Here is a 17,454-nt window from a genome sequence, read left to right on the forward strand (position 1 = left end):
CCACGGACGAGCCCGCGATGACCCACGACGACGGCGGCCCGCCCCCGGGTGTCGCGCGCGGCACCGCGCACCTGCGCGTCTTCCAGCCGCTGGCCGCGTTCCCGGACGCGGTCCAGGCGCGGCTGATCGCCGGCGGCCACCGCACCCGTGCCGAGGTCGAGGCCGAGGCGGCCGAACGGGCCCGGCGTCGCCTGGCCCGGCCGGTGGCCGACCCGTTCCCGGAGCCCGGCGAGGACGACCTGGTGCGGGTCCTCCAGGACGAGCACCGCTCCGCGTTCTACTGCCCGGACGAGCGGGGCCTGCGCGCCGAGATGGCCGCGGCCATGCTCGAGGAGACGATGCTGCCGCGGCTGCACGAGGCCGCCATCCCGCCGGCGGCGCGCGCCATGAACCGCGGCCGCGCGCTCGTGGCGCTCGAGGACGAGTGGGGCCTCTCCCCCGACCCGGACGCGGCGGGCGAGGACCCGCAGGACGAGGACGGTGCGCCGGAGCACCACCGCGTGCAGACGCGCACGGCCACGTGGGGTGTGCCGCACGGCTGGCTCACGGTGTTCGACCCCGAGGAGCCCGTGCAGCGCCTCGTGGACGGCGAGCGCACGGCGTACCGGCGCGCCCCGATCGTGGCCGCCCGGGAGCGGGCCGGGCACGCGGCGGCGGTGCTCGCGCGGCACGCCCCGGATGCGGAGCTGATCGGCGAGCTCACGGTGATGGTGGAGTGGCTCGGCGCATTCCACCCCGACTCGTGGGTCGAGCTGGACTACGGCGGCCTCACGCGGCACGTGTGGCCGGACGACTCCGTCTTCGACCTGTGGACGCTCATCGACGCGCTCGAGGAGGGCGACGAGGCGACCGCCGGCGTCGCGCAGGAACGGCTGAACCGTCGCTGGGCCACCGTCGGGATGCTGGCCCGGCTGACCTGAGCCGGCCCGGCGCACCGGGGTGGGGCTGCCCCGGGCGTCCGAGACGCACACCACGCCGCCGACGCCGCCCACGCGGGGCGCGCGCTCCCGCGTCGGGCCTAGGGTGGATCCCATGACCACGCAGCGCCTGAGCACCCCGCCCTCGGAAGCCCGGAACCGGCCCGTCACCCCGTGGTGGGTGGACGCCGTGATCTACCAGGTGTACCCGCGCTCCTTCGCGGACGCGGACGGGGACGGCATGGGCGACCTGCGCGGCGTCACCTCGCGCCTCGACTACCTGGCCCAGCTCGGCGTGGACGCGATCTGGCTCTCGCCTTTCTACCTCTCCCCGCAGCACGACGCCGGCTACGACGTCGCGGACTACCGCGCCGTGGACCCGCGGTTCGGCACGCTCGCGGACGCGGACGAGATGATCGCCGCCGCGCACGAGGCCGGCATCCGCGTGGTCGTGGACCTCGTGCCGAACCACACCTCGTCCGAGCACGCGTGGTTCCAGGCCGCCCTGGCCGCCGGCCCCGGCTCCCCCGAGCGCGCCCGCTACCACTTCGCCGAGGGCCGCGGCGAGCACGGCGAGCTGCCCCCCAACAACTGGGAGTCCACGTTCGGCGGCGGGGCCTGGACCCGTGTGACCGAGGCGGACGGCACCCCGGGCCAGTGGTACCTGCACCTGTTCGACACCACGCAGCCGGACCTGAACTGGGAGAACGAGGAGGTGCGCGAGGAGTTCCGCTCCATCCTGCGGTTCTGGCTGGACCGCGGCGTGGACGGCTTCCGGGTGGACGTGGCCCACGGGCTCATCAAGCAGCCCGGCTACCCGGACGCCGAGCACTCCCGCATGGGCATGGTCACGGACGCGGGCGAGGACGCCGACCCCACGTTCGACCCGGACACCTTCGAGCCGCTCACCCCGTTCATGGACCAGGACCGCGTCCACGAGGTCTACCGGGACTGGCGGCGGGTCCTGGACTCCTACGACCACGAGCCGATGATGGTGGCCGAGGCGTGGGTGGCCCCGCTCTCGCGGATGTTCCGGTACGTCCGCCCCGGCGAGATGCACCAGACCTTCAACTTCACCTACCTCATGGCCGGCTGGGACGCCGCCTCGCTGACCCACGCGATCGACCGGTCCTTCGAGCAGGCCGGCCGGGTCGGCGCCCCGAACACCTGGGTGCTCTCGAACCACGACACGGTGCGCCACGCCTCCCGCTACGGCCTCGCCGACCCGAGCTCCTACCCCGCCGGCATCACGGCCGAGGACGAGCAGCCAGACGAGGCGGTCGGTCGCCGTCGGGCCCGCGCCGCCGCGATGGTGGAGCTGGGCCTGCCCGGCTCCGCGTACATCTACCAGGGCGACGAGCTGGGCCTGCCCGAGCACACCACCCTCGCCGCCGAGCACCGCCAGGACCCGTACTTCTTCCGCACGGACGGCAAGGAGCCCGGCCGCGACGGCTGCCGCATCCCTCTGCCGTGGGCCGCCGACGAGCCGTCCTACGGCTTCTCGACCCCCGCGGACGACGACGGCCCCGCGTCCGCCGCCGAGGGCGTCGCCGCGCCGTGGCTGCCCCAGCCCGCGTCCTTCCGAGCGCTGGCGGCGGACCGGCAGGTCGGCGTCGAGGGCTCCGTGTTCGAGCTGTACCGGCGTCTGCTGCAGATCCGCGGCGAGCTCGACCTGGGCACGGGCACGTTCGCGTGGTCCGAGCACCACGACCCCGCACGCGGCGTGCTGGCGTTCACGGTCACCTCGGGCGGTGGCCGGCACCTGGGCTCGGGCGAGCCGATCCCGGCGCGCACCGTGCTCGTGATGGCGAACCTGTCGACCGAGCCCGTCGACCTGCCCGCGAACCATTCCCGGGCCCTGTTCTCCCTCGAGGAGGCGGAGGCCGTGCAGGACGGGCGGCTCGCGCACGACGCCGCCGCGTGGCTGCTCATGGACTGAGCCCGGCGCGCCCCGGGACCCGCCGGGGCGCCACGGACCTTCCGCGGGGAATCCGCGGTGGGCGAGGTCACATCATCCGGCCTGGCCGGACGAACGCGACGTAACGTCCACGATGACTTGCATCACACCGGACAAAGTGGCATGAACGCTGTATCACGAGTCACCATGGCGTGTCCTGATCCACCCCCCCCTTCGAGCGGAGACTTCACGTGAGCACCTCCCCCTCCGGCTCCCGCGTCGCCGAGACCGGCGCGGCCACCGCGGACCGCGGGCAGCTGCACCGCGGCCTGAGCCAGCGGCACATCATGTTCATCGCCCTGGGCACGGCGGTGGGCACCGGCCTCTTCTACGGCTCGGCCGGCGGCATCCAGGCCGCCGGGCCGGGCGTGATCCTGTCCTTCCTCGTCGCGGGCGCCGCCGTGTTCCTCGTGATGCGCGCCCTCGGCGAGATGACGCTCCGGGAGCCCGTCTCCGGGTCCTTCGCCGCCTACGCCTCCCGTTATCTCGGCCCCTTCGCCGGCTACGTGACCGGCTGGACCTTCGTCTTCGAGCTGGCCGTCGTGATCGTCGCGGACACCGCCGCCATCACCACGTACATGGCGTTCTGGTTCCCGGGGGTCCCGGCCTGGGCCTGGGTCGCGGCCACGATCCTCGTGGTCGGCCTGATCAACTTCACGCACGTCGGCAACTTCGGTGAGGCCGAGTTCTGGCTGACGCTCGTGAAGGTCGGGGCCATCGTGGCGATGATCTTCGGCGGTGTGATCCTGCTCTTCACCGGAGCCTCCACCGCGGACGGCACCCAGGCCAGCCTGGCGAACCTCGTGGACCACGGCGGGTTCCTGCCGCACGGCATCCTGGGCGTGCTGACCGCACTCACCATCGTGACGTTCTCCTTCGGCGGCATCGAGACCCTCGGCGTGGCCGCGGGCGAGGCCAAGAACCCGGAGGAGGTGCTGCCCAAGGCCATCAACACGGTGCCGATCCGCATCCTGTTGTTCTACGTGCTGACGATGACGGTCATCATGGCCCTCGTCCCCTGGAACCAGGTGGACGGCAAGGCCAGCCCGTTCGTGCAGATCTTCGAGGGCCTCGGCGTCCCCTTCGCCCCGCACCTGCTGAACTTCGTGGTGCTCACCGCCGCCGTCTCCGCGATCAACGCCTGCATCTACGCGTCCGGTCGCCTGCTCTACGCGATGGCCCACGACGGCCAGGCGCCCCGGGCCTTCACCCACACCAACCGCGGCGGCGTGCCGTGGCTGTCCGTGGCCGTGATGCTGGGCGTGATGGTGCTCGGCGCGGTGCTGATCACCGTGGACCCGAACGCCTTCAGCCTGGTGGCCGGCGTCGCCTCGTTCGCCGTGGTGCTGACCTGGGCCATGATCTTCCTGTCCCACCGCACCATGCGCCGGCGCGTCGCGGAGCAGGGCGCCGAGCCGTCCCCCTTCCCCATGCCGCTGGGCGACGTCGGCACCTACCTGGGCCTGGCGTTCGTGGCCACCGTGGTGATCACCATGGCCACCATCCCGGATTCGCGCCAGGCGCTCATCATCGGTCTCGTGTGGGTCGCGGTCCTGACCCTCGCCTGGTTCGTCACGGGCACCCGTACGTCGGCCGCGGCCCACGACCGCACCGGCACCCTGCCGGTGGTCCGCACCCGCCAGTCCCACGAGGACTGACCCCCGGACGACGACGGCCCCTGTCCCGCGCGGGACAGGGGCCGTTCTCGTCGGGGCCGGGAGGGTGCCCGGGGGCCGGATGTCAGTGCTCGTGGCGGCGCAGCCGGGTGCGGCGAGGCCCCTCCGGGGCCGGGACGCCGGCGGCCGCATCGGCGATCCGCTGCTGGTGGTCCCGGCTCAGCGAGGCCCACCACTGCGTGGCCGCCACGGGGCCGGCGTCGACCACCTCGTCGTCGTCGGACTCGAGGCCCAGGCGGTCCTTGATGGAGGCCAGCATGGCCTTGCGGCGCACCGCCTCCACCCGCGCCACGGAGTAGCCGAGCGAGCGGAACGTGGCCAGGCAGATCAACAGCATCAGCACGGAGAACGGCAGGCCGATCGTGATGGCCAGGACCTGGATCGCGGACAGGCCGCCGGCGGCCAGCAGGGCCGCGGCCATGAGCGAGGTGGCGATGGCGAAGAAGATCTTCACCGTGGCCTTCGGGTTCACGTCGCCGCCCGTGGCGAGCATGCCCATCACGAGCGAGCCCGAGTCGGCGGAGGTGATGAAGAAGATGCCCGAGAGGATGATGGCGCCGACCACGAGCAGCATGCCCGCGGGCAGCTGCTCGAGCACCTGGAACAGTGCGGTGTTCGAGTCGATGGCGCCGTCCGCGCCCACCACGGAGGTGTACCCGGCCGGGCGGGTGGTCTCGAGGAAGATCGCGGTGCCGCCCAGGATGCCGAACCAGACCACGCCCACCATGGTGGGCACCAGCAGCACGCCGGCGATGAACTCGCGCACGGTGCGGCCGCGCGAGATGCGGGCGATGAAGATGCCGACGAACGGCGTCCAGGACATCCACCAGCCCCAGTAGTACGCGCTCCAGCCGGCCTGCCACGCGTCGCCCTCGGCGCCGTAGAACGCGGAGACGTTGAGCGAGTTCGCGAAGAAGTACTGCATGTAGGAGCCGAGGGACTGCACCATCTCCTTGAACAGGAACGCGGTGGGCCCCACGATCGCGATGAACAGCAGCAGGCCGGCGGCCAGGATCAGGTTGGTGTTGGACAGCCACTTCATGCCGCGCTCCACGCCGGAGACCACGGTGTAGAGCACCACGCAGGTGACCGCGCCGATCATGGCGTACTCGAGCCAGGGGCTGTCCTCGGGCACGATGCCCAGCGCGCGCAGGCCCGCGGACATCTGGGTGACCCCGAGGCCCAGCGAGGTGGCCACGCCGAAGACGGTGCCGATGAGGGCGATGTTGTCGATCAGGTGCCCCCAGCCGCCGCGCACGCGGCGCTCGCCGATCAGCGGCTCGAAGGCCCAGCGCAGCGCGAGGGGACGGCCACGCCGGTGGATGGCCAGCGCGACCGCCACGCCCACCACCGCGTAGATCGCCCAGGGCTGCAGGCCCCAGTGCAGGAACGTGGTGGCCAGCGCCGACTGGGCGGCCTCCGCCTGGGTGGGGTTGGCGGCCGCCACGTCGGGCCGCGGATCGGTGAAGTGCATGAGCGGCTCGGTCATGCCGAAGAACACGAGGCCGATGCCCATGCCCGCCGCGAAGAGCAGGGAGAACCAGGACAGCGTGGAGAACTCGGGCTTCTCATCGGGCTTGCCGAGCGTGATCTGCCCCTTCCGGGAGAACGCGAGGTAGCCGCAGAACAGCACGAAGAACAGGGCGACGAGGGCGTACCACCACGAGAAGTTCGTGATGATGGCCTGCTGGACCAGGCCGATGCCCACGGTCATCTGCTCGGGGGCGAGCAGCGCGGCCACCACGAAGGAGAGGACGATGACCGCGGAGGGCCAGAACACCCACGGCAGCAGGACGCGGTCGCGGGCGGCCGCGGCGGAGGTGGCAGGGGCGACGCCGGCGTCGGGGGCGGTCGCCGAGGACGGATGGTTCCCGGGTTGCTCGGGGATCATGGGCTCGGTCGAGGGCGGTGTCGGATCGCTCATCCTCCCGACCTTACGTGGTCCCGCGCGCAGGCCCCCCGCCTGAGACGCGGCCGAGTGGACGGTCTCACCCGGCCGGGTGACCGCGCCCACGGCCCCGGCGCGGGCGCCCCCTGGTGACGCGTGGGCGGCCTCACTAGGGTGTGGGGCACCACGACGACGGCGGGGCCGGACGGGCCCGCCCGCGAGAGGAAGGACCGCACCATGACCGACGTCCCCTTCGAGGACCGCGAGGACGAACGAGAGCTCGAGACGGACCTGCTCGCCGATCCCAACGCCGCCGGCGACCCCGCGCCGCAGGACGGCCGCGACGGCCAGCCCGTGCGCGGCGGCTCGGACGACCCGCAGCACTGGGCCGGGGAGGGACGCGCCCCGGACTCCCTGCGCAATGCGGAGTCCGCCGCCATGCACATCGAGGAGGACGCCCAGGACCGCACGCGTGCGGACGAGGGCGACGTCGAAATCCTGTGACCGCCCCTCAGCCCCGGTCGGGGACGAGGCCGGTGCGCAGGAGGGTGAGTGCCTCGTCCTGCCCGAGGAGCGGCTGACGCATCTCGGCGCGGAGGAAGTCGAGCATCGCGGCGGCCAGCGCCGGCTCTTCGGAGGCGATCGCGTCCGTCGCGATCGCGGCGTGGAAGTCGAGGGCGAACGCGGCCGTGGCGGTCTCGGCGATGCAGCTGTGGGTGGAGACGCCGCACAGCAGGAGCCGATCCACCCCGCGGCCCCGCAGCTCGGCCGCCAGTCCGGTGCCGTGGAAGGCGGAGTCCCGGGTCTTCACGAGCTCGACGGCGTCCGGGGCGGCCGCCGCGACCCCGTCGAGCAGAGCGGCCTGCCGGGTGCCCGGGAAGGCGAAGCCCTCGCCGTCGGCCAGCATGTTCAACGTCCACGTGGAGCGGTCCCGCGCGTGCTCGGTCCGCACCAGGAAGACGGGACGGCCGGCCTCGTGCGCGGTCCGGAGCAGTTCCACGACCGCCGCCGTCAGCTCGGGCTGATGGGCGGCCAGCGAGGGATGCTCGAAGTAGCTGTGCTGGACGTCGATCACCACGAGCGCGGTCTCGCCGCCGGTCGCGCGGGCGGAGGGGGAATCGGGCATCGACCCAGTGTGCCCACCGCGTCGCCGCCTGTCAGCGGCCCGTCGCCCCGGACGACGAAGGCCCCCGCGTCTGCGGGGGGCCTTCTCGAAGTGGTGGCTCCGACCGGCGTCGATCCGGTGACCTTACGATTTTCAGTCGTACGCTCTACCAACTGAGCTACAGAGCCCGGCGACCTTCGTCACCAGGACCATGCGTCACCGGACTCCGTTTCCGAATGCCGGTGATCGGACGATCCGAGCGACCCTGACGGGACTTGAACCCGCGACCTCCGCCGTGACAGGGCGGCGCGCTAACCAACTGCGCTACAGGGCCATGTTCTGTTGTTCTCGCCGCTTTCGCAACGAGTGGAAACTCTAGCAGAGCCTCCGAGCGCCGTGCAAATCCACGCTCCACGTGCCGTTTCGGCCGCCGAGGGCGGCCGTTCTGCGTACCCCCAACGGGATTCGAACCCGTGTCGCCGCCGTGAAAGGGCGGTGTCCTAGGCCTCTAGACGATAGGGGCAGGTCCGGTGTCGAGATTCCCGAGGTGGACCCTGGGAGTCTATGGTGGCCGCACACCCTCCGGCAAGTCCGGCCGCCGGCCGGCCGCCCTCCGCACCGCGGAGTCCCGCACCCCCAGGAGCCACCGTGGACCACCGCCCGTCGCCCGAGCAGCCCGCCGCCACGTGGATGAGCGAGCAGGAGTTCGACGACGCCGTCTCCGCGGCCCTCACCCGCATCCCGGACGAGCTGGCACGGCTGCTGACGAACGTCGTCGTGGTGGTGGAGGACGAGTACGAGCCGCAGCGCTGGGAGGACCCGACCACCGAGCTCTTCGGCCTCTACGAGGGCGTGCCGCTGACCGAGCGCGCCGAGTTCGCGTGGCAGATGCCGGACCGGATCGTGGTGTTCCGCGGCCCGCTCACCCGCCACTGCACCTCCCGCGCCGAGCTCGAGGACGAGATCACCGTCACCGTCATGCACGAGGTGGGGCATTTCTTCGGCATCTCCGAAGAGCGCCTCCACGAGCTCGGCTGGGGCTGAGCGCCGATCAGGACTCCGGCTGGTCCTGGACCGGGCCGAACGAGGCGCGGCGGCCGAGGCGGACGTCCTCGCGGAACGGGACGACGAGCACCGGGCCCTTCGCGTGGTCCGCGACGCCGCGGCTCGTGGAGCCGACGATCGCACCGGCGAAGCCGCCCAGGCCGCGCGTGCCCACCACGGTGAGGCGGGCGGTGGCGGTCTGGTCCACCATCACGTCCACGGGGGTGCCGTCCACGAGCTCGGTGAGGACCTCGAGGCCGGGGAACTCGGAGCTGATCCACGCGGCGCCGGCGTCGAGACGCTCGCGCAGCTCCCGCTCGCGGGCCTCCTCGTCCAGGCTGACGGCCAGCCACGCGGCGTTCGCGCCCAGGGGCGGGACGGCGCACACGAGCTTCAGCGGCGCCTGGCGGAGGCGGGCCTCCTCGGCGGCCTCGAGAGCGGCGGCACGACCCTGCTCGGAACCGTCGACGCCCACCACGACGGCGGTCCTGTCCCCCGCGCGGCTGGCCTCGACCCCGGCGGGGATGATGGCGACCGGGCAGTGCGCGTGGCCGGGCAGCGCGGCGGCCACCGAGCCGAGCAGGCGGCCCATGAAGCCGCCGCGGCCGCGCGCGCCCGAGACGAGCAGGGAGGCCTCGGCGGAGAGCTCCACGAGGACGCCGGCCGCGTCCCCGATCTCCACACGCAGCTCCGGACGCACCCCGTCGGCGTCGAGCTTGCCGGCGACCTCCTCCAGGAGGGCCTGCACGCCCTCGCGGAGACGGGAGTCGTCCAGGACGGCGCCGCCGGCGTCCGCGCCGTAACCCCAGTACGCGGGGATCGAGTAGGCGGTGACGAGGGTCAGCGGCTCGCCGCGCAGGCCGGCCTCGCGCTGGGCCCAGCGGGCGGCGGAGACGGACTGGTCGGAGCCGTCCACACCCACCAGGACGCCGAGCGGTGCGTCCTCACGGCGGGTGGCGGCGGGCTGGGTCTGGGCGGACATGGCGACCTCCTCGAGTCAGGCTCGACGGGCCCCGGGCGGACCCGGCCGAGTGCCTCCAGTCTACGCCTCGGGGCCCGGGACGAGTCCCGTGATCCCGGGCGCGACGCCCGCGGGGAAGCCGCGTGGATCCTCCGCGAGCCGGGCTGGGAAGGCGTCCATGCGCAGGGCACGGGCCAGGCGGTCGCGGGGGTCGGAGCCGGGCGGGGCGTCCGCGGCGGGGCGGGCCACGGGGGCGTCCGAGGCCGCCACGATGACGTTGCCGCGGCGCCGCCCCTTGAGCATGGGCGGATCCGCGATCACCTCAACGTGCTCGAACGCGGCGACGACGGCAGCCACGTCCGCCCGCACCGACGTCAGGTCCGGCCCGCCGCCCACGTTGAGCACGTACAGCCCGCCCGGGGCGAGGACCCGCGCGGCGGCGCGGGCCGCGTCCAGGCCGGTGAGGCCCGGCGGGGTGATGTGGCGGGCACCGGTCAGGTCCGTGGGGTCCGGGGCGAAGACGTCGCGGATGATCAGGTCGCGGCTGGCCGGGTGGGCCGTGGCCAGGACCTCGGCGGCGTCTGCCACGCGGATGCGCAGGGCCGGGGCGCGGGGCAGGCCGAAGCGCTCGCGGGCGAGGGCGGCCAGGCCGGCGTCGATCTCCACCGCGGTCTGGTGGGAGCCCGGGTACGCGTGGTCCACCCAGCGGGCGAGCGCGCAGCCCGCGCCGCCCAGGTGCAGGGCCCGCAGCGGCGTGGGCTCCGGCCAGTGCGCCCGGACGGCCGCGGCGGCCCAGCGCATGTACTCGAAGGCCATGCGTTCGGGGCGCTCGGGGTCCAGCGGCGAGGACTCGACGCCGTTGACGTAGAGGATGAACGCGTCCGGCTCGAAGGCGTCCTCGCGGATCTCGGCGGTGCCGTGGGTGATCGCGTGGACGCCCGGCTCGATCCCGGCGGGGCCGGCGGATCCGCCCGCGGCCCGGCCCCGGCGCGCCGATGACCGGCGACTCACGCCGCATTCCCGTCGCGCGGGAGACGGCGCACCATCAGCTGCTCGTGCAGGCCGGCCCACGGGCCGGTCATCGGCTCCGGCGCCCCCACGGCCGCGAACCCGTGCTTGGCGTAGAACGCCACGGCCCGCGGATTCTCGGCGAGGACGCGCAGCATCGCGGGGCGATCCCCGACGACGGCGTCCAGCAGGCGCGCTCCCAGGCCGGTGCCATACGCCTCGGCCAGGACGTAGAGCACCATGAGCTCCACATCGGGCAGGCCGGCGGGCGACGCGGCCGCGTCGTCCGCACCCGTCCGGCCCGTCTCCGCCGCCGAGCGACGCGGGCCCGCGAGCGCCACGCCGAGCAGCCGGCCGCCGTCGTCGGCGACCCAGAGGTCACGGTCCGATCCGATCAGCGCGGTCCACGCGGGCACGTCCTCCGGGATCCGGGCCTCGATCGCGTCCAGGTACGCGGACGGCAGGAGCGCGCCGTAGGCCTCCCGCCACGACCGCGCCTTGACGCGCAGCAGCGCCTCGACGTCCCCGGGTGCGGCAGGGCGCACGGTCACGGACTCAGCCACGGGCTGCTCCTCCGGGCCGCCGGCGCGGCGGCCATTTCTCGAACGAAAGCGCCTCGACACGCCGCCGTTTCCCGAACGAAAGCGTCCGGGGGTCACCCGGCGTCGCCGTCGCGCGGGGCCGGGGCGGCGCGCCGCTCCTCGCCCTCGGCGAGGGCCGACTCGAGGCGCTCGAGCTTGCCGTCCAGCTCGCCGGTGTGGCCGGGGCGGATGTCCGCCTTCAGCACGAGCGAGACGCGCGAGCCGTACGGGGACACGGCGTCCACGGCGGCGCGCACCACCTCCATCACCTCGTCCCACTCCCCCTCGATCTCGGTGAACATCGAGGAGGTGCGGTGCGGCAGGCCGGAGGCGCGCACCACGGCGACGGCGGCCGCCACCGCGCGGTGCACGGACGCGGTGTCCTCGTCTCCGGGCAGGTGGTGGGCGTCGGCGGGCTGGCCGGAGGGGGCGACGGAGAAGGCGACGATCATGACACCAGTGTGCCCCTCCCCCGCCGTGGACTCACCCTCCGAGCACTGGCTGCAGGGCCTTGAGCAGCTCGTTCCCGCCGATCGCCACGAACACGGCCGCGGTCAGGCCCAGCAGGGTGTTGCGGACCCAGCCGTTGCGGAAGCGGGCCGGCACGTCCCTGCGGTTGTTCAGGAACAGCAGGGTCACGGCCAGGAACGGCATGAACAGGGCGCCGAGCGTGCCGTAGAGCAGGATCAGGAAGATCGGCCGGTCCAGGAACAGCAGCGCCATGGGCGGCAGGGTCAGCCACAGCAGGAAGAAGCGGCCGGGCTTCGAGGACAGCGACGGCGCGTCGTCCTGGTCCAGCTCCTCGGCGGGCCGGCGGAAGTTCGTCCAGAAGTCCGCGAACATCAGCGAGACGCCGTGCCACACGCCCAGCAGGGAGGAGAAGGACGCGGCGAAGAATCCGATGAGGAACACCGTGGACCACACCGAGCCGTAGCGCTCGGCCAGCACGTCGCCGACGTCGAGCAGGCCTGTAAGCGGCCATGAAAAGCTGCCCATAGGTGGCCAGGGAATGACCCGCTGACGGCCATGAGGACTGCCCAGTGATGGCCACGGGAACTGCCCGGTGCTGGCCATCTGGTTTGCCCGCGTTGCTCGTTGCCCGCCGCGTCGTGAGCCGGCGGGGGCCTCCTCCCCGGGTTGGATATCGGTGTCGAATCGAATCCAGCGAGGAAGAGGCCCTGAATGAAGGATGCCGCAGAAACCATGAAAATACTCAGTGCCTATGACCTGACCAAGTCATTGCGGGGCGCCGCCGAGCTGGCCGGTTGCTCCCATCACACCGTGGCCCGGCTGGTGCGGGCCCGCGACGCCGGCCAGACCCCTGGATCCGGAGCCAGCCGCCCGAAGGTCACCGATGTCTGGCTGCCCAAGATCGAGGAATGGGTCGAGGCCTCCACGGGCAGGATCCGCGCCGATGTCGTGCACGCCAAGCTCACCGCAATGGGCTACACCGGCTCTGAGCGCTCCACCCGGCGGGCGGTGGCCGAGGTGAAGGCCGCCTGGCGGGCCGGGAAGCGCCGGGTGCACCGGCCCTGGATCACCGAGCCGGGCGCATGGCTGCAGTACGACTTCGGCGATGGGCCGGCGATCGACGGGGCCAAGACGGTGCTGTTCGTGGCCTGGCTGGCCTGGTCCCGCTACCGGATCGTCATCGCCCTGCGTGATAGGACGGCTCCGAGTGTGTTCGCCGCCCTGGACCGGTGCTTCCGGCTGATCGGGGGCGCGCCGACCTATGTGCTGACGGATAACGAGAAGACAGTGACGGTCTCTCATGTGGCCGGGGTGCCGGTGCGTAACCAGGCCACCGTGGCGTTCGCTCGGCATTACGGCGTGGAGGTGCTGACCTGCCAGCCAGCGGATCCGGCCGCCAAGGGCGGGGTGGAGAACGCGGTGAAGCTGGCCAAGGCCGACCTGGTCCCGAAGGACACCAACCTGCGGGACCAGTACGCCTCGTTCGCTGAGCTCGAGGCCGCCTGCGCGGGGTTCATGGCCATGGTGAACTCCCGGGAGCACCGGGTGACCCGGCGCCGCCCGGACCACATGCTCGCCGAGGAGACCAGCGCGTTGCATCGGATCCCCGCCACGGCGCACACCGTGGCCTACGGGGTGGGACGGAAGGTGCCGGAGAACACGCCGATGGTCTCCTTCGAAAACGCCCAGTACTCGGTGCCCGCGCACCTGCTCGGGGCCGAGGTGTTCGTGCGCCATCACGGCACCGGACCGGACTCGATGGTGGTGATCATGCACGCCGGTGCGCAGGGGCCGGTGGAGGTCGCCCGGCACCGGGTGGCCCGGCCCGGGTCCCCGGCCATCGACGACGCGCACTTCCCCGGCCACGAGACGGACAAGGTGCCCGGGGACTACACCCCGGTGCCCCGTTCGGCGGCGGAGGCCGAGTTCCTGGCCATCGGGGCCGGAGCGAGGACCTGGCTGGTGGAGGCCGCCGCGGCCGGCACCAGCCGGATCGGTCAGAAGATGGCCGAGGCCGTCACCCTGGCCAAGCTCGCCGGCACCGACCAGGTCGACCGCGCCCTCGGGGTGGCCGCGGTGCACCAGCGCTTCGCCCACGGCGACCTGGCCTCCCTGCTCACCGCCGCCGGCCACCGCACCGGGATGCACACCGCCACCGAGGAACGGTCCCTGACCCAGGGCACCGCCGGCTGGGCCGGCCTCGGTACCTCCAACACCGAGGGGGCAGCCCGGTGAGCATCCACACCCCGAACACCGCCGCACCGGCGCTGCCGGCCGATTTGGAGGCGCTGTTGCGGCAGCTGAAGATGCCCCACGCCCGCGGTATCGCCGCCGAGGTACTGGCCACCGCCCGGGCCCAACGCTGGGAGCCGGCCGAGGTCCTCAAGGCCCTGCTGGTCGAGGAGACCACCGGTCGGGCCCGATCCATGCTCGCCGCCCGGCGCAAGGCCGCCGGGTTCCCCACCGGCAAGACCTTCACGACCTGGGATCCGGGCGCCTCCTCGATCCCGGCCCCGACCCAGCAGTCCCTGCGCACCCTGGAATGGCTCTCGCGCAGAGAGAACCTCGTGGTCTGCGGGCCCTCCGGCACCGGCAAGACCTTCTTCCTCGAGGCCCTGGGCCAGCAGGCCGTGGAGGAGGGCAAGCGGGTGGCCTGGTTCACCCTGGAGGACCTCGGGGCGATGATCCGGGCCCACCGGCCCGATGACACCATCACCAAAGCCGTCGCCCGAATCCTGCGCGCCGACCTGATCGTCATCGACGACATCGGCCTGCTGCCGGTCGCCGACGATGCCGCCGAGGGCCTCTACCGCATCGTGGACGCCGCCTACGAGAAACGCTCCGTAGCGATCAGCTCGAACCTGCACCCGGCCGGCTTCGACGAGCTGATGCCCAAGACCCTGGCCACCGCCACCGTGGACCGGCTCCTGCACCACGCCCACGTGTGCCAGACCACCGGAGACTCCGTACGGATGACCCAGGCAATGGCCGGGAAGGGAGTCATGCCACTGAACTGATCCCATCACGGTGGCCAGCACCACCACCCAAACGGGCAAACCAGCTGGCCACCAGTGGGCAGTTCTGATGGCCACCAGCGGGAAGAAACACTGGCCGCCTATGGGCAGAACTCAATGGCCCTTGACACAGGCCCTTGTCGCCCGAGGAGATCGCCAGCCCCGCCGAGTGCAGCAGCTCCACGCCCATGACCATGGTGGCGATCACGAAGATGCCCGTGAGGATGTACGAGGTCGCGTTGTCGAACCGCATGACCTTCAGGTACTTCGGGACGTTCCAGCCCTTCTCGCGCAGCCAGTAGCCGTAGGCCGCGAGCGTGATGGTGCCGCCGACGCCGCCGGCCAGGCCGAGCACGTAGAACATGGCCTGGGGATCGCCGGAGGGCAGGCGCGGCACGAGACCGGCGAGGATCTCGCCCAGGTTCGGGGCCGTCAGCGCCGCGGAGAGCAGCACCGTCACGAACATGACGCCGATCAGCACCGTCATGAGCCACTCGATGAGCCGGTACCTGTCCAGCCAGACCAGCCCCAGGCCGATCAGGCCCGAGGCGATCGCGAACACCTTGCTGTCCACCCCTGGGAACAGCGCCGCGAGCGGCAGGGCGGTGGAGGACATCGCCGTCGCCCCGTACACGATGCCCCAGATGAGGATGTACGGGCCGAAGTACCAGGACGTCCAGGCCCCGAGGTTGCGCCAACCCTGGAAGATCGTCTTGCCGGTGGAGAGGTAGTAGCGGCCCACGCCCTCCACGAGCACGATCTTGAAGATCACGCCCAGCACCACGGCCCACAGCAGCATGTAGCCGTAGCGGGAGCCGGCGGTCAGGGTGGCCACCAGATCGGCCGCGCCCACGCCCGTGGCCGCGGCGACGATGCCCGGGCCGAGGGAGTTCCAGCGCGGGCGGATCGGCGTCTCGTTCAGTTCGGCGTCGGTGAACCCGACGATGTCCGGGTTGTGCACGGGGCGCCCGGGGTCGACGGCGTGGGCCATGGGATGCTCCTGCGATCGGGGATGCGAGTGATGCAGCAAGTATCACGCACGAGGGCGACGCCGCTCACATCACTCCGCGGTGCTTCACACGTGCGTCCCGTCCGCGTCCACCGCGATGCCCAGCTCGTTGCCCGGGATCGAGGCGAGCAGCCGCCGCGTGTACGGGTGCCGCGGGTTGGTGAAGACCTCCTCGGAGCTGGCCGCCTCCACCACCCGGCCGTCCTTCATGACGCACACGTAGTCGGAGATGAGCCGCACCACCGCCAGGTCGTGCGAGATGAACAGGTAGCTCAGCCCCAGCTCGTCCTGCAGGCGGCGCAGCAGCGTGAGGATCTGGTCCTGCACGAGCACGTCCAGCGCGGAGACCGGCTCGTCGCACACGATCAGCTCGGGGTTCAGCGCGAGCGCGCGGGCGATCGCCACGCGCTGGCGCTGTCCGCCCGAGAGCTCGGCCGGGTACCGGCGGTGGAAGTGGGAGGGCAGGGCCACCTGGTCCATGAGCTCGAGCACGCGCGCCCGCCGCTGCGTGGCGTTGCCCCGCCGGTACGTCTGCAGCGGCTCCTCGATGATCCGGCCCACCGTGAACGAGGGGTTGAGCGAGGAGAAGGGGTCCTGGAACACGGCCTGCACGCGCTGCCGGAAGTCCTTGAGCCCCTCCCCCTTCAGCGCCAGCACGTCCCTGCCCTCGAAGCTGATCTCGCCCGAGGTCGGCTCGATCAGCTTGAGCAGCATGCGCGCCGTCGTCGTCTTGCCGGAGCCGGACTCGCCGACGATCGAGACGGTCTTGCCGCGCGGGATCTTCAGGGAGACGTCCTTCGCGGCGGTGAAGTCCTCGTGCCCGCGCACGGGGTAGACCTTCGTGAGGTCGCGGATCTCCACCAGCGGGGTGAGGTCCTGCTTCGCCAGGGCCACCGTGGTGAGGGCCGCGGTGTCGTCCTCGGCCAGGGCGGCGGGCACGGGATCGAAGGCCTCGGGCAGCAGGCGGGCCGCCGCCACCGACGGCGCGGCCGCCACGAGCGAGCGGGTGTAGGCGTGCTGCGGGTCCTCGAGGATGGCCCGTGCGTCGCCGGACTCCACCACGCGGCCGCGGTGCATCACCACGAGCTGCTGCGCCCGCTCGGCCGCGAGGCCGAGGTCATGGGTGATCAGCAGCACGGAACTGCCGAGCTCGCGGGTCATCTCGCCGATCTGGTCCAGGATCACCTGCTGCACCGTCACGTCCAGGGCGGAGGTCGGCTCGTCCGCGATCAGCAGCTGCGGCCGGCACGCCAGGCCGATGGCGATCAGCACGCGCTGGCGCAGACCGCCCGAGAGCTCGTGCGGATACTGCTTGGCCCGTCGCGCGGGCTCGGGGATACCGGCGCGCTCCATCACCTCGACGACGGCGGCCCCCACGTCCTTCTTCGTCGCCATGCCGTGGGTCAGCAGGGTCTCCCCGATCTGCTGACCCACCCGGGTCACGGGGTTGAGGTTGGACATCGGGTCCTGCGGCACCAGCCCGATCCGGCGGCCACGGATGCCGCGCATCCGCGACTCGGGCAGGCCCACGAGCTCCTCGCCCGCGAAGCGGACGGAGCCTGCCGTGACCCGGCCGTTGCCGGGCAGCAGGCCGATCGCGGCCATCGCGGTGGTGGACTTGCCCGAGCCGGACTCGCCCACGATCGCCAGCGTGCCTCCGGCCGGGAGCGTGAGGGACGCGCCCTCCACGGCCTGCACGGTGCCCTGCTGGGTGGTGAACTCCACGTCCAGGTCGCGGATCTCCAGCAGCGGGGCGCCGGCCGCGGGGACCGCGGGGGTCGCGCCGGGGCCGGGCGCGCCGTCGTCGTGCTTGGGGTCCATGG

Annotated in this window: 15 protein-coding genes, 3 tRNA genes and 1 pseudogene; 7 read left to right on the forward strand and 12 right to left on the reverse strand. The window is 72.6% G+C overall.

Features of this window, described 5'->3' with window-relative positions:
• The first annotated feature begins 17 nt into the window (after nucleotides 1–17).
• The 3 genes from POD19_RS02425 (at nucleotide 18) to POD19_RS02435 (ending at nucleotide 4,532) form a co-directional block, all read left to right on the forward strand.
• Nucleotides 18–920 (forward strand): hypothetical protein, encoded by a 903-nt coding sequence (locus POD19_RS02425; RefSeq protein ID WP_144818616.1) that lies wholly within the window; start codon nucleotides 18–20, stop codon nucleotides 918–920.
• Nucleotides 921–1,032: 112 nt separating this feature from the next.
• The gene (locus POD19_RS02430) at nucleotides 1,033–2,856 is read left to right on the forward strand and encodes a glycoside hydrolase family 13 protein (RefSeq protein WP_144818617.1); all 1,824 of its coding nucleotides are present in this window, start codon (nucleotides 1,033–1,035) and stop codon (nucleotides 2,854–2,856) included.
• 209 nt (nucleotides 2,857–3,065) lie between these two features.
• Complete coding sequence (locus tag POD19_RS02435; protein WP_144818619.1) at nucleotides 3,066–4,532, forward strand: amino acid permease; 1,467 nt, start codon at nucleotides 3,066–3,068, stop codon at nucleotides 4,530–4,532.
• A gap of 82 nt (nucleotides 4,533–4,614) precedes the next feature.
• Here the strand turns inward: POD19_RS02435 and POD19_RS02440 are convergent, their stop codons facing one another.
• On the reverse strand, nucleotides 4,615–6,474 hold the full coding sequence (locus POD19_RS02440; protein ID WP_144818621.1) for a BCCT family transporter: 1,860 nt from the start codon (nucleotides 6,472–6,474) through the stop codon (nucleotides 4,615–4,617).
• Nucleotides 6,475–6,675: 201 nt separating this feature from the next.
• On the opposite strand from POD19_RS02440, the gene POD19_RS02445 reads away from it, so the two are divergent.
• The gene (locus POD19_RS02445; protein ID WP_049147831.1) at nucleotides 6,676–6,942 is read left to right on the forward strand and encodes a hypothetical protein; all 267 of its coding nucleotides are present in this window, start codon (nucleotides 6,676–6,678) and stop codon (nucleotides 6,940–6,942) included.
• A gap of 7 nt (nucleotides 6,943–6,949) precedes the next feature.
• On the opposite strand, the gene POD19_RS02450 is transcribed toward POD19_RS02445, so the two are convergent.
• The 4 genes from POD19_RS02450 to POD19_RS02465 all read right to left on the reverse strand — a co-directional run bounded on the left by POD19_RS02450 (nucleotide 6,950) and on the right by POD19_RS02465 (nucleotide 8,066).
• On the reverse strand, nucleotides 6,950–7,564 hold the full coding sequence (locus tag POD19_RS02450; protein ID WP_144818623.1) for a cysteine hydrolase family protein: 615 nt from the start codon (nucleotides 7,562–7,564) through the stop codon (nucleotides 6,950–6,952).
• 91 nt (nucleotides 7,565–7,655) lie between these two features.
• A tRNA-Phe gene (locus tag POD19_RS02455) sits at nucleotides 7,656–7,731 on the reverse strand.
• A gap of 72 nt (nucleotides 7,732–7,803) precedes the next feature.
• A tRNA-Asp gene (locus POD19_RS02460) sits at nucleotides 7,804–7,877 on the reverse strand.
• Between the two features lie 116 nt (nucleotides 7,878–7,993).
• A tRNA-Glu gene (locus tag POD19_RS02465) sits at nucleotides 7,994–8,066 on the reverse strand.
• Between the two features lie 125 nt (nucleotides 8,067–8,191).
• Between POD19_RS02465 and POD19_RS02470 the strand changes: the two genes are divergently transcribed.
• Nucleotides 8,192–8,587 (forward strand): metallopeptidase family protein, encoded by a 396-nt coding sequence (locus tag POD19_RS02470; RefSeq protein ID WP_144818626.1) that lies wholly within the window; start codon nucleotides 8,192–8,194, stop codon nucleotides 8,585–8,587.
• Nucleotides 8,588–8,594: 7 nt separating this feature from the next.
• On the opposite strand, the gene POD19_RS02475 is transcribed toward POD19_RS02470, so the two are convergent.
• The 5 genes from POD19_RS02475 to POD19_RS02495 form a co-directional block, all read right to left on the reverse strand.
• The gene (locus POD19_RS02475) at nucleotides 8,595–9,569 is read right to left on the reverse strand and encodes a universal stress protein (protein ID WP_144818628.1); all 975 of its coding nucleotides are present in this window, start codon (nucleotides 9,567–9,569) and stop codon (nucleotides 8,595–8,597) included.
• Between the two features lie 60 nt (nucleotides 9,570–9,629).
• On the reverse strand, nucleotides 9,630–10,559 hold the full coding sequence (locus POD19_RS02480) for a spermidine synthase (protein ID WP_044658645.1): 930 nt from the start codon (nucleotides 10,557–10,559) through the stop codon (nucleotides 9,630–9,632).
• The gene (locus POD19_RS02485) at nucleotides 10,556–11,119 is read right to left on the reverse strand and encodes a GNAT family N-acetyltransferase (protein ID WP_144818630.1); all 564 of its coding nucleotides are present in this window, start codon (nucleotides 11,117–11,119) and stop codon (nucleotides 10,556–10,558) included. The genes POD19_RS02480 and POD19_RS02485 overlap by 4 nt, the downstream gene beginning before the upstream one ends.
• Nucleotides 11,120–11,211: 92 nt before the next feature.
• The gene (locus POD19_RS02490) at nucleotides 11,212–11,589 is read right to left on the reverse strand and encodes a thiamine-binding protein (RefSeq protein WP_144818632.1); all 378 of its coding nucleotides are present in this window, start codon (nucleotides 11,587–11,589) and stop codon (nucleotides 11,212–11,214) included.
• Between the two features lie 31 nt (nucleotides 11,590–11,620).
• Nucleotides 11,621–12,133, reverse strand: a complete 513-nt coding sequence (locus POD19_RS02495) for an Nramp family divalent metal transporter (protein WP_340309288.1) — start codon at nucleotides 12,131–12,133, stop codon at nucleotides 11,621–11,623.
• 186 nt (nucleotides 12,134–12,319) lie between these two features.
• Between POD19_RS02495 and POD19_RS02500 the strand changes: the two genes are divergently transcribed.
• Both POD19_RS02500 and istB read left to right on the forward strand, forming a co-directional pair.
• The gene (locus tag POD19_RS02500) at nucleotides 12,320–13,843 is read left to right on the forward strand and encodes an IS21-like element ISMlu14 family transposase (protein WP_031943827.1); all 1,524 of its coding nucleotides are present in this window, start codon (nucleotides 12,320–12,322) and stop codon (nucleotides 13,841–13,843) included.
• Nucleotides 13,840–14,625: an IS21-like element helper ATPase IstB gene (gene istB / locus POD19_RS02505; RefSeq protein ID WP_010078636.1), complete on the forward strand. Its 786-nt coding sequence runs from the start codon at nucleotides 13,840–13,842 to the stop codon at nucleotides 14,623–14,625. Before POD19_RS02500 ends, istB begins: the two co-directional genes overlap by 4 nt.
• A gap of 127 nt (nucleotides 14,626–14,752) precedes the next feature.
• On the opposite strand, the pseudogene POD19_RS02510 reads toward istB, so the two are convergent.
• Nucleotides 14,753–15,613 (reverse strand): annotated as a pseudogene (locus POD19_RS02510) (Nramp family divalent metal transporter); the annotation flags it as partial.
• Nucleotides 15,614–15,697: 84 nt separating this feature from the next.
• Entirely contained in the window at nucleotides 15,698–17,452 is a 1,755-nt protein-coding gene (locus POD19_RS02515) for a dipeptide ABC transporter ATP-binding protein (protein ID WP_144818636.1), read from the reverse strand.
• Between the last annotated feature and the right edge of the window lie 2 nt (nucleotides 17,453–17,454).

It is taken from the genome of Micrococcus sp. GPGPB33 (assembly GCF_037853785.1).
GTDB lineage: Bacteria > Actinomycetota > Actinomycetes > Actinomycetales > Micrococcaceae > Micrococcus > Micrococcus luteus.

What these genes read in the sequence shown, in the direction of transcription:
- POD19_RS02425 (WP_144818616.1), top strand. Translation starts at nt 18, where the DNA reads ATGACCCACGACGACGGCGGCCCGCCCCCGGGTGTCGCGCGCGGCACC.
- POD19_RS02430 (WP_144818617.1), top strand. Translation starts at nt 1,033, where the DNA reads ATGACCACGCAGCGCCTGAGCACCCCGCCCTCGGAAGCCCGGAACCGG.
- POD19_RS02440 (WP_144818621.1), bottom strand. Translation starts at nt 6,474, where the DNA reads ATGAGCGATCCGACACCGCCCTCGACCGAGCCCATGATCCCCGAGCAA.
- POD19_RS02445 (WP_049147831.1), top strand. Translation starts at nt 6,676, where the DNA reads ATGACCGACGTCCCCTTCGAGGACCGCGAGGACGAACGAGAGCTCGAG.
- POD19_RS02450 (WP_144818623.1), bottom strand. Translation starts at nt 7,564, where the DNA reads ATGCCCGATTCCCCCTCCGCCCGCGCGACCGGCGGCGAGACCGCGCTC.
- POD19_RS02475 (WP_144818628.1), bottom strand. Translation starts at nt 9,569, where the DNA reads ATGTCCGCCCAGACCCAGCCCGCCGCCACCCGCCGTGAGGACGCACCG.
- POD19_RS02490 (WP_144818632.1), bottom strand. Translation starts at nt 11,589, where the DNA reads ATGATCGTCGCCTTCTCCGTCGCCCCCTCCGGCCAGCCCGCCGACGCC.
- POD19_RS02495 (WP_340309288.1), bottom strand. Translation starts at nt 12,133, where the DNA reads ATGGGCAGCTTTTCATGGCCGCTTACAGGCCTGCTCGACGTCGGCGAC.
- POD19_RS02500 (WP_031943827.1), top strand. Translation starts at nt 12,320, where the DNA reads ATGAAGGATGCCGCAGAAACCATGAAAATACTCAGTGCCTATGACCTG.
- POD19_RS02515 (WP_144818636.1), bottom strand. Translation starts at nt 17,452, where the DNA reads ATGGACCCCAAGCACGACGACGGCGCGCCCGGCCCCGGCGCGACCCCC.